12 protein-coding genes are annotated in these 15,746 nt (G+C 62.6%); 4 read left to right on the forward strand and 8 right to left on the reverse strand.

The window, feature by feature from the left end; genetic code table 11:
- Positions 1–21: 21 nt before the first annotated feature.
- From BCA01S_RS19360 to BCA01S_RS19380, 5 genes are all read right to left on the reverse strand, one after another.
- On the reverse strand, positions 22–2,220 hold the full coding sequence (locus tag BCA01S_RS19360; protein WP_027778332.1) for a polysaccharide biosynthesis tyrosine autokinase: 2,199 nt from the start codon (positions 2,218–2,220) through the stop codon (positions 22–24).
- A 182-nt stretch (positions 2,221–2,402) separates the two neighbouring features.
- Positions 2,403–3,653 (reverse strand): polysaccharide biosynthesis/export family protein, encoded by a 1,251-nt coding sequence (locus tag BCA01S_RS19365; protein WP_027778333.1) that lies wholly within the window; start codon positions 3,651–3,653, stop codon positions 2,403–2,405.
- Positions 3,647–4,102 carry an arsenate reductase/protein-tyrosine-phosphatase family protein gene (locus tag BCA01S_RS19370; RefSeq protein ID WP_027778334.1) on the reverse strand — a complete coding sequence of 152 codons (456 nt, stop codon included), beginning with the start codon at positions 4,100–4,102 and terminating at the stop codon, positions 3,647–3,649. Before BCA01S_RS19370 ends, BCA01S_RS19365 begins: the two co-directional genes overlap by 7 nt.
- 57 nt (positions 4,103–4,159) lie before the next feature.
- Positions 4,160–5,608 (reverse strand): UDP-glucose dehydrogenase family protein, encoded by a 1,449-nt coding sequence (locus BCA01S_RS19375; RefSeq protein ID WP_027778335.1) that lies wholly within the window; start codon positions 5,606–5,608, stop codon positions 4,160–4,162.
- Between the two features lie 29 nt (positions 5,609–5,637).
- Entirely contained in the window at positions 5,638–7,035 is a 1,398-nt protein-coding gene (locus BCA01S_RS19380) for an undecaprenyl-phosphate glucose phosphotransferase (RefSeq protein ID WP_027778336.1), read from the reverse strand.
- Positions 7,036–7,693: 658 nt separating this feature from the next.
- On the opposite strand from BCA01S_RS19380, the gene BCA01S_RS19385 reads away from it, so the two are divergent.
- Positions 7,694–9,283, forward strand: coding sequence for a mannose-1-phosphate guanylyltransferase/mannose-6-phosphate isomerase (locus BCA01S_RS19385; protein WP_027778337.1), 1,590 nt, complete (start codon positions 7,694–7,696; stop codon positions 9,281–9,283).
- A 107-nt stretch (positions 9,284–9,390) separates the two neighbouring features.
- On the opposite strand, the gene BCA01S_RS19390 is transcribed toward BCA01S_RS19385, so the two are convergent.
- The gene (locus BCA01S_RS19390) at positions 9,391–10,794 is read right to left on the reverse strand and encodes a DUF6566 family protein (protein WP_027778338.1); all 1,404 of its coding nucleotides are present in this window, start codon (positions 10,792–10,794) and stop codon (positions 9,391–9,393) included.
- 572 nt (positions 10,795–11,366) lie between these two features.
- Entirely contained in the window at positions 11,367–11,663 is a 297-nt protein-coding gene (locus BCA01S_RS19400) for a YciI-like protein (RefSeq protein ID WP_027778339.1), read from the reverse strand.
- A gap of 442 nt (positions 11,664–12,105) precedes the next feature.
- Between BCA01S_RS19400 and BCA01S_RS19410 the strand changes: the two genes are divergently transcribed.
- From BCA01S_RS19410 to BCA01S_RS19420, 3 genes are all read left to right on the forward strand, one after another.
- Positions 12,106–12,399, forward strand: coding sequence for a PsiF family protein (locus tag BCA01S_RS19410; RefSeq protein WP_027778340.1), 294 nt, complete (start codon positions 12,106–12,108; stop codon positions 12,397–12,399).
- A gap of 223 nt (positions 12,400–12,622) precedes the next feature.
- On the forward strand, positions 12,623–13,075 hold the full coding sequence (locus BCA01S_RS19415) for a hypothetical protein (protein WP_027778341.1): 453 nt from the start codon (positions 12,623–12,625) through the stop codon (positions 13,073–13,075).
- A 370-nt stretch (positions 13,076–13,445) separates the two neighbouring features.
- Positions 13,446–14,033: a BPSL1445 family SYLF domain-containing lipoprotein gene (locus BCA01S_RS19420; RefSeq protein ID WP_027778342.1), complete on the forward strand. Its 588-nt coding sequence runs from the start codon at positions 13,446–13,448 to the stop codon at positions 14,031–14,033.
- Positions 14,034–14,390: 357 nt separating this feature from the next.
- Here BCA01S_RS19420 and BCA01S_RS19425 read toward each other — a convergent pair whose 3' ends face one another.
- On the reverse strand, positions 14,391–15,458 hold the full coding sequence (locus tag BCA01S_RS19425; protein ID WP_027778343.1) for a glycosyltransferase family 4 protein: 1,068 nt from the start codon (positions 15,456–15,458) through the stop codon (positions 14,391–14,393).
- Between the last annotated feature and the right edge of the window lie 288 nt (positions 15,459–15,746).

Genomic DNA, 15,746 nt, shown 5'->3' on the forward strand with positions numbered 1-15,746 from the left:
CGTCGGTGTGCTCCTGCCCGGTCAGGTGCTCAGATATTCCTGGACGGCCGCGTAGCTGCGGTCGTAGCCGCCGCGAGCCCGCGCCGGCATGCCGTTGAAGATGCCACCCTGCACGTGCACGCCGGCTGCACGCAGACGCTTTAACGCGTCGGTGATCTCGCCCTCGCTGTGCATGCCCGAACGCATCACGAAGAAGGTCGAACCGGCATACGCGCCAATGATCGACGCATCGGTCACGGCGAGCACCGGCGGCGTGTCGACCAGGATCACGTCGTAGCGTTTCGCGAGACCGTCGAGGTATTGCGGCAGACGCGGCGACATCAGCAGCTCTGACGGATTGGGCGGACGGCGCCCGCACGAAATGAAGCTCAGGTTCTCGATCTCCGACGCGCGGATCGCTTCCTCCAGCGAGATCTGGCCGCTCAGCAGTTCCGACAGCCCGTTGTCCGGTGTGCCGCCCAGAAAGCGTTCGAGGACGCCGCGGCGCATGTCGCCGTCGATCATCAGCACGCGCTTGCCCGAATGCGCGAGCAGCACCGCCAGGTTGACCGTGAGGAAGCTCTTGCCGACGCCGGCCATCGGGCCCGTGAGCATGACGATGCGGTTCTTCGCGTCCATCATCGTGAACTGCATCGACGTGCGCAGGCTGCGCAAGCTCTCGACCGTGACGTCCTTCGGCCGCGCGTTGGCGAGCACCGAGCGCAGGCGCTCGCCGCCGCGCTGGAAGCCGTTTTCGAGCAGCGTCTGCTCGGCGCTCATCGGCACGAGCCCGAACACCGGCAGATGGAACGCGCGCTCGATGTGCTCCGGGTCGTCGATGCCCTTGAACATATTGCGGCGCAGGAACACGAAACCGGTGCCCGCGATCAGCCCGAGGATCGTCGCCGCCGACAGGATCAGCGCCTTCTTCGGCTTGACCGGCGCGCCGGGCCGCAGCGCGGCGTCGACGATATGCACGTTGCCGCCCGTGCCGGCCTTCTGCACCGACAGCTCCTGCACGCGATTGAGCAGCAGCACGTAGATGTCTTCCGCCACTTTCGCGTCGCGCTGCAACTGCACGGCTTTCACTTCGGTAGCCGGCAGATCGCGAAAGCGGTCAGCGTATTTCGCGCGCTGCGCCTGCAACTCGGCCATTTGCTCGCGCGCCGCCTTGAGCATCGGATGGTCGTCGCCGTAGCGCTCGATGAGCTGCGCCATCTGCAGACGCAAGCCGGCGATCTGCTGCTCGTACTGCACGCTGCCTTCGAGGTACACCTTTGCTTCTTCGCTCGCATTGATCGAGCCGGACTGGCGCTGATACGCGGTCAAGGCGGCTTCGGCGCGCTCCAGGTCCGACTTCAGGCGCGGCTCCTCGCTCTTCAGGAAGTCGAGCATCTTGCTCGCGTCGGCCTGCTTGTTCGAAACATGCTGGCGCACATACGACTGCGCGAGCGCATTGGCGACGAGCGCCGCATGCTCGGGGTTCTTGTCCTCCAGCGAAATCTGGATCACGCCGGTTTGCTTGCCCTGCTCCTGCACGCTGATTGCCGACTGGAACGCGCTGATCGCGTCGAGATCGTTCGCGCGGACCACGGTGAATTCCTCGCCCGGACGCGCGACCAGCTTGTTCACCAGCATCGTCACGCCGCCGCCCTGCGCCTGCTGCCCGACTTGTCCGCGCAGCAGCAGCGCGCCGTTTTCCGCATGCAGCTCGTAACGGTCGCCGCCCAGCGCTTTCATGGTGAGTTTCTGGCCTTCGAGTGCGGGCAGCACGTCGATCGAATCGATGTCGGCCACTTCACCGCCCCACGCATACGACGACAGGCCGAGCCATGGCCGCGCCGGCTGGCCTGGCGTCGCCATGCGCGCGGCGATGCTGCCGAGAAGCGGCAGCGTCTTCGGCGTGACGCTGAAGTTCAGCTTCATCTGCTCGACCACGGGGCCGACGACGCCGCGGCTTTTGATGATTTCGATCTCGGCGTCCGTCGGCAGCGAGGTCGAGCCGCTCGTGATCGCGGCGCCGGTCTGCGTCTGCGTGAGCGCCTGCGACGTGTTGTCGGCCTGCTCGACGCGCACGTGCGCATCGGCCGAATAGATCGGCTTGGCGAGCACACAGTACGCACCAGCAATCGCGACGACCGCCGCGGCGATTGCGATCAGCCACCAGATGTCGTCGATGATCACTTGCACCAGTTGCCCGAGAACGACGTCCTCTTCTTCGGTCCTGAGCGGCCCGGTCATGTGTGGAGAGATTTGATTGCTCACGATTCGATCCCGTATCGGTTGCTTTTGCGGTTGCTTGCGTGCATCTGCTTCGGCGTTGGCTTATCTGTTGTTTCGCGGGTGCTAGCTGCGTTTGCCCCAGTCCCGCGCCGCAGCCACCGGACGATGGCGCGGCGCGGGACCCTCGGCGACTCACGCGCCTAGCGTGTGAGCTGCTTCAGGTAGAACAGTGTCTGCACGCTCGGCAACACCTGCTGCAACACACGGTTGAACGTAGTCGATGCCGCAGTGCCCACATACACGACGTCCATCGGCTGCAACTGGAACTGCGCGGACAGCATGATCGCGTCGGGCTGCGTCATATCGAGGCGGTACACGTCCGGTGTGGTCGGATGCTCGCGCATGCCGCGCATCACGAAGATCTGGCGCGGATTGGCGTCCGTGTCGAGAATGCCGCCCGCTTGCGTGAGCGCGTCGGCAATCGTGAGACGGCCCTTGAGCATCGGCAACTGGATCGGTGTCTTCACCTCGCCCATCACAAAGATGCGGCTGTTGCTGCGGTCCGGCACGTTGATGACGTCGCCGTTTTGCAGCATCACGTTCTGAGTGGTGTCGCCCGCATCCAGCATGCGGTTCGCGTCGAGCACATAGAGCTTGTTGTTGCGCGTGAGACGCACGCGCTGGATGTCGGCGTCGGCAGTCGTGCCGCCCGAGCGCGTCAGCGCATCGACCAGCGTGAGCGGCACGTCGCTCACCGCGAGCGGGCCCGGCGTCTTCACCTCGCCCGTGACCTGCACTTTCTGGCCGCGGTACGACAGCACGCGCACGTCGACCTGTGGATTACGGATATAGCGCACAAGTCCGCTCGCGAGCTGATCGCGCAATTCGCCGACGGTTTTGCCCGCGGCCCGGATGCGGCCGACGAACGGGAAATAGATGGTGCCGTCGGCGGCGATGGTCTGGCCGTACGGATCGGCCTGGCCCGGCAACGCGGCCGTGTACGGCTGCTGCAACGCGCCCGCGATGGTCTGCGTGCTGGTGCCGCCCGCCGACAGCGTGCTGCCCTGTGGCGTGGTCAGTTCAGGGTGATCCCACACGGTGATGCCGAGAATGTCCTGCGGCGAAAGCCGGTAGACGTATTGCGACGGATCGCTGAAAGTCGACGTGGGCAGCGGGCGCGGCGGCATGCTGGCTTCGGCCTGCGCTTGCGCAGCGACGACGCTCGCGTCAATCACATGGACCGGATAGGTTTCCGCGGGCTGGCTCTCGTGCTGGCCGTCGTCTTTCAGACGCGACGTGTCGAGATAGTTGCCGGGTGCGGTGGCGCAGGCCGACAGAAAGGACGTCAGCAGCAGCGTGGCGGCGAACCTGGCTTTGAAGTTCGCTTTGAAGTTAGCGTTGCGGTTCGCAAATGCTTGTGTAGCTTGTGTTGCGTGTGTTTTCATCAGCATATTTTTTTCAGCCATCCCATGACCAGGTGTTCGATGAGCACGAGACTCTCCCTGTAAGCGGATTCCTCGCCGCCGTGCGGATCGGCGACATCGGGCACGTCTTCCCACTTGCCGAGTGGGAAGACCTTGCCGCGCGAAGCAGGGTCGAGCGCTTCGACTTCGCTCGCCTGCGCGCGCTCGCTCACGAGCACAAGGTCGGCGGAGCGCACGAGCTGCCGGTCAAGACGCCGCGAATAATGCGCTTCGGAGGCAACGCCGCGCTCGGCGAGCAGCCGCCGCATGACCGGGTCCATGCCGTGACCGTTCATCGCCCGCACGCCCGCCGAATGAAACGCAATCGCCCCAGCCGACGCATGCGAACGCGCGGCCTGGCGTGCCTTGAACAGCATTTCAGCGGCGGGCGAACGGCACACGTTGGCGTGGCAGACGATCAGAACATTGGCGAACATGTCGGGGCTCCGTGAAGATGCGCGGCGATACAGCATGCGAGCGGCCTGCAAGCCGGCTTAGTGGCCCGCCTCCGCTGCCGCGAGCGCGTCCGCCGGCGTGAGCGGCAGGCCGTTTGCGCCGACTCTCGCGGGCGCGTTGCGCAACGCATGCTGACGGCCGATTGCGTGATATTCGATGCCGAGTTCGAGCAGCGTGTCCGGCTCATACAGGTTGCGGCCGTCGAAAATGAGCGGCGTCTTCAGGATCGTTTTCAGCGCGTCGAAATCCGGGCTCTTGAAGACCTTCCACTCGGTGAGAATCACGAGCGCGTCGGCGCCGTCGGCAGCTTCCATCTCTTCGTTCGCGAAATGAAGGCGTGCGTGCTGCTGCGGCACATCCTTCAGATCGAGCGCGAATACCCGCTTCGATTCGTCGATTGCAACCGGGTCATACGCTTTCACGCGTGCGCCGCGGCGCAGCAGCTCGGCGATCAGCGGACGGCTCGGCGCTTCGCGCATGTCGTCGGTATTGGGCTTGAACGCGAGACCCCACACGGCGAAGGTGCGGTCCGACAGGTCCTCGCCGAGGCGAGCGACGATCTTCTGCGCAAGCACCTTCTTCTGCGTATCGTTGACGGCTTCCACCGCTTCGAGAATGCGCAGGTTGGCGTTGTGATCGGCGGCCGTGCGGATCAACGCCTGCACGTCTTTCGGAAAGCACGAACCGCCGTAGCCGCAGCCCGCATACAGGAAGTCGTAGCCGATGCGCGGGTCGGAGCCGATGCCGCGACGCACAGCCTCGATATCGGCGCCCACACGATCGGCCAGATTCGCGAGCTCGTTCATATAGGAAATACGGGTGGCGAGCATCGCGTTCGCCGCGTATTTGGTGAATTCCGCCGAGCGCACGTCCATGTATAGCGTGCGTTGGCGGTTACGGTTGAACGGCGCATAGAGGCGCTTCATCAGTTCGCGCGCCTTCTCGCCGGGCACGTCCTCATCGCAACCCAGCACGATGCGGTCGGGCCGCGTGAAGTCTTCGACCGCCGCGCCTTCCTTCAGGAACTCGGGGTTCGATACGACCGAGAACATGTGGGCGAGTCCACGCTTCTCGAGCTCTTGTGCGATCGCTTCGCGCACGCGCGACGCCGTGCCGACCGGCACCGTCGACTTGTCGACGATCACCTTGAAGCCGGTCATATGGCGGCCGATGTTGCGCGCGGCGGCGAGAACGTATTGCAGATCGGCGGAGCCGTCTTCGTCGGACGGCGTGCCGACCGCGATGAACTGGATGTCGCCGTGCGCGACCGCCGCTTCGACATCGGTCGAAAACGTGAGGCGGCCCGCCTTGCGATTGCGCGCGATGATCTCCTGCAGACCCGGTTCGTGGATCGGCACGCCGCCGTTGTTGAGCACGTCGATCTTGCGCTGATCGACGTCGAGACAGAAGACGTCGTGGCCGATGTCGGCCAGACATGCGCCCGTTACGAGGCCTACGTAGCCACTACCGATGATCGTCAGGTTCATGTATTACCTCGCAGGAAATTGGAGTTGGTTCAATATGCGTTGTTGCCGACAAAGCCCTTCCACAGCGTCAGCACGACGATCTTGATGTCGAGCCAGAAGGTCCAGTGCTGCATGTAGTAGAGATCGAGCTTGACGCGGCCCATCATCTTTTCGATGCGGTCGGTTTCGCCGCGATAGCCGTTGATCTGCGCCCAGCCGGTGATGCCCGGCTTGATCCGGTAGCGGTGCATGTAACCCTTCACCAGATCCTTGTAGATGTCGTCGTGTTCGAGCGCGTGCGGACGCGGCCCGACCACCGACATCTCGCCGCGCAGCACGTTGATGAACTGCGGCAGTTCGTCGAGGCTCGTGCGGCGCAGGAACGCGCCCACCGCGGTGATACGCGGATCGCGTCGCGTCGCCTGAGTAATCCTGCCGGCCTCTTCCTTGTGCACTTTCATCGAACGGAATTTGTAAATCTCGAACTCGTGTCCGTCGATGCCCTTGCGCTTCTGGCGGAAGAACACGGGGCCCGGCGAACTGAGCTTGACCATCGCCGCGATTACGAGCATTACCGGGGCGAGCGCGGTCAAGGCGGCGAGCGCAAAGAGCCGGTCAAAGATGCGCTTGGGCAGCACGCGCAGATCGGTGATCGGCGACGCCGCCAGGTTGATCGCCGGCACGCCGAGCAACTCGACCATCGGCTGATTGAAAAGAGTCAGGCTGCGCACATCGGGAATGAAGCGGATATTCACGAAGTCGTTGCGCAGATCCATCACGAAGCGATGGATCTCCTTCTCCTTCGAGATCGGCAATGCGAGCCACAACTCGCGAATCGCGCGCTGCCGGACGAGTTCGATCATGCGCTGGTATTCCCGCTCCACGGGCACGCCTTCGATCGCGTCGGACGTAGCCGGGTCTTCGTACGGGTTGATGGTGGCGTCTTCGTCGAACACGACGACCGGGCTAAAGCCCGCGTCCGGACGGCTGCGCATCTGCTGGATCAGGAAGCGCCCATACGGCGCGCCGCCCACGATCGCCACCGCGCGCTGGTTGAAACCTTCCCGGCGCAGTCCGCGCAGAATCGAATAGACGATTACCTTCGTGACGATCAGCAGCACGATGGTGGCGACCGCCCAATACACGAGCCACAGCCGCGACAGACTGTCCGCGCGATGCAGCGTGAAGCTGATGAGCACGCCGGTGACTTCCACCATCGCCCAGCCGCCCGCGACGCGGCACAGCAGGTCGTAAAGGGGCTTGCCGCGCCATGACTGGTAGATGCCGAGCGCCGGAAAGAACACCACCACGAGCAGGACATCGAAAGCGAGCGACACGCTTTGCATATCGTCCAGCCACACCACTTTCCCGTTGTGCACGGCCGCCGCGATCGCGGCGCCGAGCGCAACCATCGCGATGTCGATGATTCTCGATAGAACGCTCAGCATGTGCTGCCCCTCAGTTCGTCAGTCAAGTGCCATCCCGTCGGTTAGTCGGCTGGTGGGTTCGAAATACGCGGCCTGGTCATTACGGCAACAGCACGCACAACGCCGGTCATCTCGCAGGCGAATAATTGCCCGACGCGAAACCAGTTGAAGCGGTGCTAATTGCAATTGCGTTTCCCGCATGGCTAAGCCGGATACGCGGCCGCAGCGAAAAACGTGTCTCGGAATGAGTGAATGTCCTTCTGCAGGTATAGATAAGGCGTTATTAAAATTCGCTTCGCAAGGCTGCAAAAATCTCAAAATGTATCGGCGAAATTTCAGCATTTTTGGTGCAATTTATTCGGCAGTTTTTACCGATAAAGATGCGTTATCGCGGTGTTTTCAGCGGGGTGCGCGCCTTTTGCGGCGTTCTTCGGTCGGAGTTTTTTTCTTCGTGTCCTGCCGGTTCGACAGATGGTCTTGTTCATGCATCAGCGTTAAAAAATAAGTTGCCAGTTTTTTACGCTTAATTTTTATTTTTGGAACCGTGGTGGTGACATTCTTTGTTCACGAGACGTCGAATTTATAGCGTCGTTATATAGTTTTCATTTAACGCGCTTTTATTGATTTCGCCCTTCGTGATAAAACTCGTTGCATTCACCCAGCCCCCGAGGAGTCCATCATGACAGCTCCGGTTACGGCCACGTCCGCCGACACCCGGTCCACGCAAGCGACGTCCGCGCACGTCAAACTCAAGGTCCATCCCGTGATTCTGGCGGGCGGCTCCGGCACGAGGTTGTGGCCGATGTCGCGCGAACAGCACCCGAAGCAGTTGATCGGCCTGCTCGGCGAAGATTCGCTGCTGCAATCCACCACGCGCCGTCTCGACGGCCTCGAGGCCGGTTATCCGCTGACCGGCCAACTCGTCGTGGTGGCCAACGAGGAACAGCGCTTCACGACCGCCGAGCAGTTGCGCACGAGCGGCAAACCAAGCAGGTTGATACTCGAACCCGTGGGCCGCGATACGGCGCCTGCATTGACCGTGGCCGCGCTTTCAATCGCCGCGCAGGACGAGGACGGCATCATGGTCGTGATGCCCGCGGACCATGCGGTTACCGACCTCGACGGATTTCACGCAGCGGTCGCCGCAGGTGTGCAGCATGCGGCGGCGGGCAATATCGTCACGATGGGCATCGTGCCGACCCGCGCGGAAACGGGCTATGGCTATATCCGGATCGGCGCGCCTGTCGCTACGCCTGGCAATCCTGATGAAACGCGGGCAGACGATGCCGCGCAAGATGCCGCACAGAATGCCGCCCACGCCAACGCTCCGATCGCCGCGCACAAACTCGACCGCTTTGTCGAAAAGCCGCATCTCGAACTTGCGCAGCGCTATGTCGAATCGCGTGAATACTGGTGGAACAGCGGCATTTTCATCATGCGAGCGTCGACCTGGCTGAAGGCGATCCGCCACTTTCAGCCCGCCATTTACGAAGCATGCGACGCGGCTTATGCGGGCGGCAAATCAGATGGCGATTTCTTCCGGCTGCAGCGCGATGCGTTCAGCGCGTCGCCGTCCAACTCGATCGACTATGCAGTGATGGAGCAACTCGGCAACGATCAGACCGCAGCCGCGGGCGTTGTCATGCCTTTGCAGGCGGGTTGGTCGGACGTGGGTTCGTGGGACGCAATCTGGGACATCTCCGAGAAAGACGCCGAGCAGAACGTCGGCCGCGGGCGCGTGATGTTCGAAGGCGCATCTTCCACGTTTGCCCATTCGGAAGGACGCCTGATCGCCTGCGTGGGCACGCAGGATCTGGTCGTAGTCGAAACGGCCGACGCCATTCTCGTCGCGGACAAATCGCGCGTGCAGGACGTCAAGAAAATCGTGGCGCGTATTCGCAGCGAGGGCGGCCTCGAAGCGGCCAATCATCGCAAGGTGCATCGCCCGTGGGGCAATTACGATTCCGTCGACACCGGCGAGCGCTTCCAGGTCAAGCGCATCGTCGTGAAGCCGGGCGCTCGCCTCTCGCTGCAAATGCATCATCACCGCGCCGAACATTGGATTGTCGTGCGCGGCACCGCGCTCGTCACGCGAGGGGAAGAGCGCTTTATCGTCTCCGAAAACGAATCGGCTTATATCCCGCTAGGTGTCACGCACCGTCTTGAGAATCCCGGCAAGATGCCGCTCGAAATGATCGAGGTGCAATCCGGTTCGTATCTCGGCGAAGACGATATCGTGCGCTTCGACGACACATACGGACGCCAGTGAAGTACTGAATCACGCACGCGAAGTCACTTGCAGGCACAGCCCTGAATCACAGCGAATGAAGCGGAAACCTGCGGCGGTTGCTCCGACAGCCGCGGGGCACTGCATGCTCATCCCGCGTGGGAGATGAGTTCTGTGTATGACGGATAACGCTCTGCTGCTTCGCGTTCGTTGACTACATGTGCTGCCGTGTCGGCGGCATTCACCTCATTCACCGCACTTGCGATGTTCGCCGTGCCTGACGCGGACACGGCGGACGGTTCGCTCGCATAACGCCGCAGCGGTCCGCGAAACGCATTCAGAGGACCATGCAACGGCGCGCCATGATGCGCGGCGACCGGCTCCGGCACATGGCGCAGGCCGGGCAACGGACGCGCCGGCGCCCCGGCATACGGCGCGTGAGTGGCCGGTCCATTCGGCGCATAGCCTGGCTTGTGCGTTTGCATTGGCGTTGCATGCTGTTGCGGCGCGCGGGCTTGGGGCGCGGCTTGCGCTGCGGCCAGCGTACGGCACTCGCGATCGACCCACTGCGCCGCCCACTCGAACGCATACTGCTCGGCGGCCTGGGGATCGGCGAAACGCGGACCGACGAGACCGGAACGCTCGACGCGCCTGCCGTCCATCATGATCTCCGCCCATGCGCGATACATATCGTTAGGCACACGCTCGGCGGCGACGTAGATCAGATAGCCATGCCGCTCGGCAACTTGCCGGCCGCGCGGTGCGAGACTTGCCGGCAGTGGGCTGCGCTGCAACGCTGCTGCGGGCATTTTTCGCGCCGACGCAATTGCCGAATCCAAACTCTGCATGGCGGCGCCGACTGCACCGGCTTCGCCTATCGCGCCGAGGTCGACGCGCAGCGCAGGGCGCGGCGCATAGGCGACCGAAGGCGTCGGAAAGGCCGGCGCGCGCGCTACTGCCTGCGGTGCATACGCTGCCGACGATGTGTGCTGCGCGAACTGTTCGGTTGGTGCGACATTGTCGATACCCGCCAGCTGACGTGTGATGTCGGCAAACGGATCGGCGCAACGCCAGTCACGCGCGTGAGACGGAAGCGCCGCGTGCAGCGCATTCGCGCCGTTGCCGCTCGTGCCGGGCGCCTGCCAGGACTCGGGGCTCTTCCACGTCACACCACGCGGAGCGTCGTCCCGCGATCTCGAGGTTTCCGCGACCTGCGCGGCCGGCTTGCCTGCAGGCTTGGCGGCAACCAGCGGCGCAGGTTGAGGCACGTACGCGAACGTGCGTCCGGTCCTGGACAGGAGCCGAACCATCTCGAGCAGCGTACCGTTCAACTGCCATTCTTCAAAGCGGCGCCGGCAAGTAGGACCCGACGGATACCGTCCCGGCAGCTTCGACCACGGCTCACCGGTGGTGAGGATCCACAACACTGCATTCGCCACGACACGTGGGTCGGCACGAGGCCGCCCGCGTCGGTTCAGACGGACGGCCGGCTCATCTGAGACAAGCGCTGAGAGCAGCGCCCATTCGTCATTGCTTAGCTCATCGAAAAACATGGATTTTCTCCACGCAGCCTGGCCGGGCCGCGGCTTTGGGCTGACCACGAATTCAACTTTCACGATCCGTGTGTAGCCCTCGGTTGCACAAATATGTTTTGTACGTTCTGTCTGGTGATCAATACCGCCCTGTGTTAGTGCGGTTTGTCCCTATTGCGAAGCACAGAACGTGGTCTCACTCGTGCATGGGAGAATTGTGCACGAAGCATACCACCACCAGGGTTTGCGTGAATATCGTTGCGACAAGTGTTACGGAAAGAAACAAACTTCTCTTGCGCATTCCGTCTTTTCACGTAAAGCCGTAACGGAAATGCTTGCTGCGATAGCACCGGTTTTTCTGTAGCGAGCCTGAGAATTCGAAAAAGCCCCGAATAAACCTATGCAATTTCTCAGTCACGGCGGCATTTGGGATTTTTCGAAATTTTGACTCGGCCGGCTGCGGCAGTTGGTTGCGAGCGCATCGAGCGCAAGGTGCCAACGCTTGATGACATCGATGTGGCAAGAAACGATTCCCGCGTCCTGGCAACAGCGCGGGCGAGGCACCTCGCCCGCGCGTTCGTCGGCGCATTCAATTAGCGGACTGGAGTGGCCGCGCCCTCGCCGACCACGGTCGTCCACTCTCGCACGCGCCAGCGTGTCACAAGGCCCGCCTGCACGTACGGATCCGCCTTGGCAAAGGCCTCGGCGGCTGCTGGCGACTCGCCGGTAAAAAGCAGCACGGCGGTGTCGACGGGTTCGTTCAATGCGCCGGCAAGCAGCAGTTCGCCGCGCTCCGCCGCCGCCCACGCGAGTTTCAGATGCCGCTCGCGGTGCGCGCCGCGCTGTTCGAGATAGTCGGGCACAAGGTCATAGGTCATCAGATAGTGCATGGCATGCTCCTCTGGTTTGTCTGACGCGACAGCATCGGCGCCCCATGCACACCGCTGCGCGGCAGATAGATTGCAGAATTTCGGTCCGGATTTCCTTACCAATTGCTATTCGTGTGCGGGCGCAGCAAAAGAACAATTCAGCGCGAATTTTTTTATTCCGCCACTCGCGGCGGCAACATTGCGATTTACGGCCCCGCTGCATTCGTCAATTAATCTGCAATGCATAACATAATGGCCTGCTCGCAATTGCGCCTTTTGAATGCCGCGAATGCCGCAAGCGCTGCTCCATCAGGGAAAACGCGCGGGTGCGCATGTCAACGCAAACGCGGTTTTGGCCGTTGATGCAGACAGCATTTGCCATAATGGACCTGCCGAGGGCCGGATGCGTCGACGCCCGCGTGCATGAAGACCAAAAACGTTTCTACACCGATGGGAGTGTCACATGAAATTCCAATCCACAATCGCTGCACTGGTACTCGGCACCGTCCTCGCTTCGCCCGCGTTTGCAGAGAACAGCCAGCAAACCAAGATGGCGGACTGTAACAAGCAGGCCGCCGACAAGAAAGGCGACGAGCGCAAGGCATTCATGAAAACCTGCCTTTCCGCGAAGCCGGCTGCCGCACCGATGAGCCAGCAGGACAAGATGAAGGCGTGCAACGTGCAAGCCACCGGCAAGCAAGGCGACGAACGCAAAGCGTTCATGAAGAGCTGCCTGTCTTCCGCGCCGGCCAACTGAGCCCCGCGCATCGCCGGAAAGCGCCGCGTGCGTCGCGGCGCTCGATCGTCGCACTATGCTGTTTGCGTTTTTCCCTCACCCGCTTTCCCCGCCCTTCTCCGAGCCGCCGCCCGAACGCGCCGTTTTTCTTCTATGATGGCTGCGGAGACGGCCCACCCCACACAATATCCATACGGGCCGCCATCTTGTCGTTGATGCCGAAAAGCATCGATTGGAGGCAAGGATGGTATCGAAGCATAAAAACCGCTGGTTGAGGCGGTGGCTGGTCGTCATCGTATTTTGGGCCGTGCCCGTGGCGATCGTTGCAGTCAGCGAAATTCGCGAGGAGATGGCCTACAACGCCGTCGACCTCGAGCGCGCGCTGACCACCTGGAATTTCACCGACGCACAGCGCGCCGCCGGCGCCCCCGCCCGCTGCCACGGCAAGCCCGACGAGGCGCAAGCCGCCGGTTGCCCGGCCGACGTCCTGGCGGCCAACGCGCCGCGCCAGCAGGAAGCCCGCAACGAATACAGCGTGCGCCGCTCTACCTTGATGGCTTACCTGTGGCATGCGTTCGTCGGTTACTGGATCGTGCCGGCGCTCACGCTGTTCGTCGTGGGTGTGCTGATTGGCGGGGTGCGGCGCGCACTCAGGCGGCCGCCCACGGTCAAGAGCCAGGCGAACCACGGCGGATAGCGTGCGCCGAAGCCGCTAGTGTGCGGCGCCGGGACAACACTTTTCGTTCGTTGATGGCGCAAATTCCAGCGCATCCGAATCGGTAAAAATGGGCATCTACCCAAGTTTCTGCGCGGCCGCTGCTGGACAACCCACGAGCGAATCCGCGACGCCGTGAGCCCGTTCGATCACGCTTTCTGCGCGTGGCGAGCCTCGTCGCGCGAGCCGGTCAGATTTACAGCGTATCTCTTGCGATCTCCCGCAAAGCCCCGTCGCATAAGGCTTTTCGCCTAGGCGTGTGAAAGCGCCTTTTGGCCTGCCGTGTGATATAACTCACAGGACAGCCGCTCAACTTCCGCGGCTGCGCCCCGGAACCATACGGAGAAAAACGATGCAAAGACGACACTTCATGTTGAAGACTACCGCTGCGCTCGCTTTCGGAGGCCTTGCACTTGCCGGTTGTACCACCAACACCGGCGGCCACGACACACCGTCCACCGACGCGTCCAAACGTCAGTCGATCGACGCCAGCGTCGACGGCACCTTGTCGCGCCTGTACACGAACGTGAAGGGTTCGCACGAACTCGTCTCGAAGGCTCGGGGCGTGCTCGTGTTCCCGTCGGTGCTGCAGGCTGGCTTCATCGTCGGCGGGCAGTACGGCGAAGGCTCGCTGCGCGTAAGCGGCAGCACGGTGGGCTACTACAGCACGATTTCCGGCTCGTTCGGCTTGCAGGCCGGCGCACAGTCGAAGGCCATCATCTTCCTGTTCATGACGCAGGACGCGCTCGACAAATTCCGCAATGCCGACGGCTGGTCGGTGGGCGGCGACGCTTCGGTCGCGCTCATCAAGATGGGTGCGAACGGCGTGATCGACACCACCACCGCCACGGCGCCGGTGCAAGTATTCGTGCTGACCAATACTGGCTTGATGGGCGATCTGTCGCTGCAGGGCACGAAGGTTTCGCGCCTGAAAATCTAAGGAATTTGACGGCGGACCAGCGGCCTCGCATCACGTCGCATCACGATAAGCGCCCGGACGTATGCGGGCTGCGCGTCCTGTCCGCCTGATTCCTGCAACGGTGTCCGGGTTGGACACGGGGCTTGCGCAGTGTGAGCAGCGCGATGCATCGCAGTGCGCGGAAACTTGACGACAGGGCCGGCTCCGCCCGCGGAGGCCGGCCTTGTCCGTCCGGTCTTGTCCAACTTTTATGCGTTCAACTTAAGGTTCTGAAAACGGTGCGCGGAGCAGTCGGCATATGCTCTTGCAACGAGCAAGCGCATATGTCAACCCGGCGGCCGAACCTTCAGAACCGTCCGCATGCCTCGCTCGCGGAAATCAACGTCCCGAGCTATCCACCACCTTGAACCGCGAACGCTTTTGCGCGCGAATCACCGACTGATACGCATCCACATATTGCTGCGCCATCCGATGCGACGTGAAGCGCTCCTCGAAGCGTTGACGCACGCCCGCACGCGGCATCTTGTGCAGCCGGTTGACCGCCGCCACCGCACCGATCTCGTCTTCGACGATAAAGCCGGTCAACCCGTCTTCGAGCACCTCCGGCACCGAACCGCGATTGAACGCGACGACCGGCGTGCCGCAGGCCATGGCCTCGATCATGACGAGGCCGAACGGCTCCGGCCAATCGATCGGAAACAGCAGTGCATGAGCGCCTGACAAAAATTCGGCTTTCTGATGATCCGCGATCTCACCGATGAACTCGACGTGCGGCAAGTCCAGTAGCGGCCGGATATCACGCTCGAAATATTCGTGATCCGCGGTGTCGACCTTTGCCGCGATGCGGATCTGCATGCCACAGCGCCCGGCAATGCGGATCGCCGTGTCAACGCGCTTTTCGGGCGAAATACGGCCGAGGAACGCGAGGTACTTCTGCTCCACCGGCTGCGGCGTATAAAGCTTCTCCGGCAAGCCGTGATACACCGTGGTCAGCCAGCGCGCTTGCGGCAGCGGATGGCGCTGCGCATTGGAAATCGAAATGACCGGCGCAGTGTTGAACGTGTCGAACACCGGCTGTTGTTCGGGCAGATCGAGCCGGCCGTGCATGGTCGTGACAAACGGCGTCTCCTGCCGCTTGAACACCGAGAACGAGTAATAGTCGAGGTGGAAATGCAGGACATCGAACTCTTCGGCCTGGCGGCGCACGAGTTCCATCAGCAGCATGTGCGGCGCCACGCGATCGCGGATGCCGGGATCGAGGCGCAGCGCCCGCGGCCACACGGCCTCCAGCTTCGCGCTCGTCACCGAGTCGCCACTTGCGAACAGCGTCACGTCATGGCCGAGTTCCACGAGCGCCTCGGTGATGTACGACACGACGCGCTCCGTGCCGCCGTACAGCTTCGGCGGCACCGATTCGGTCAAGGGGGCGATCTGCGCAATCTTCATAGTTGTCTCCGTGAACTGACGGCTTGCGGCGCTGGGTTGTGCACAGCCTGGCACGGCCCGGCGCTGCCCGACCCGCCCAGGTTTATCCGGCGTCAACAGGCGCCGGGCGAGCAGGCAAGTCTTCCGTCTTTCGATTAATGGCGCCGAGGCCGGCGCGCGCCACAGGCATCGAAGCATTATTCCCTGGGAAGCGCTAAAAAGCGCACGGGATTGCATTTTTTGGGCGCTGTTACATTCAGCTTACATCGCAGGGGCCATCGAAATATTGGAGCCGCACGCGCGCGTCGA

This window comes from Paraburkholderia caledonica NBRC 102488, assembly GCF_000685095.1.
Taxonomy (GTDB): domain Bacteria; phylum Pseudomonadota; class Gammaproteobacteria; order Burkholderiales; family Burkholderiaceae; genus Paraburkholderia; species Paraburkholderia caledonica.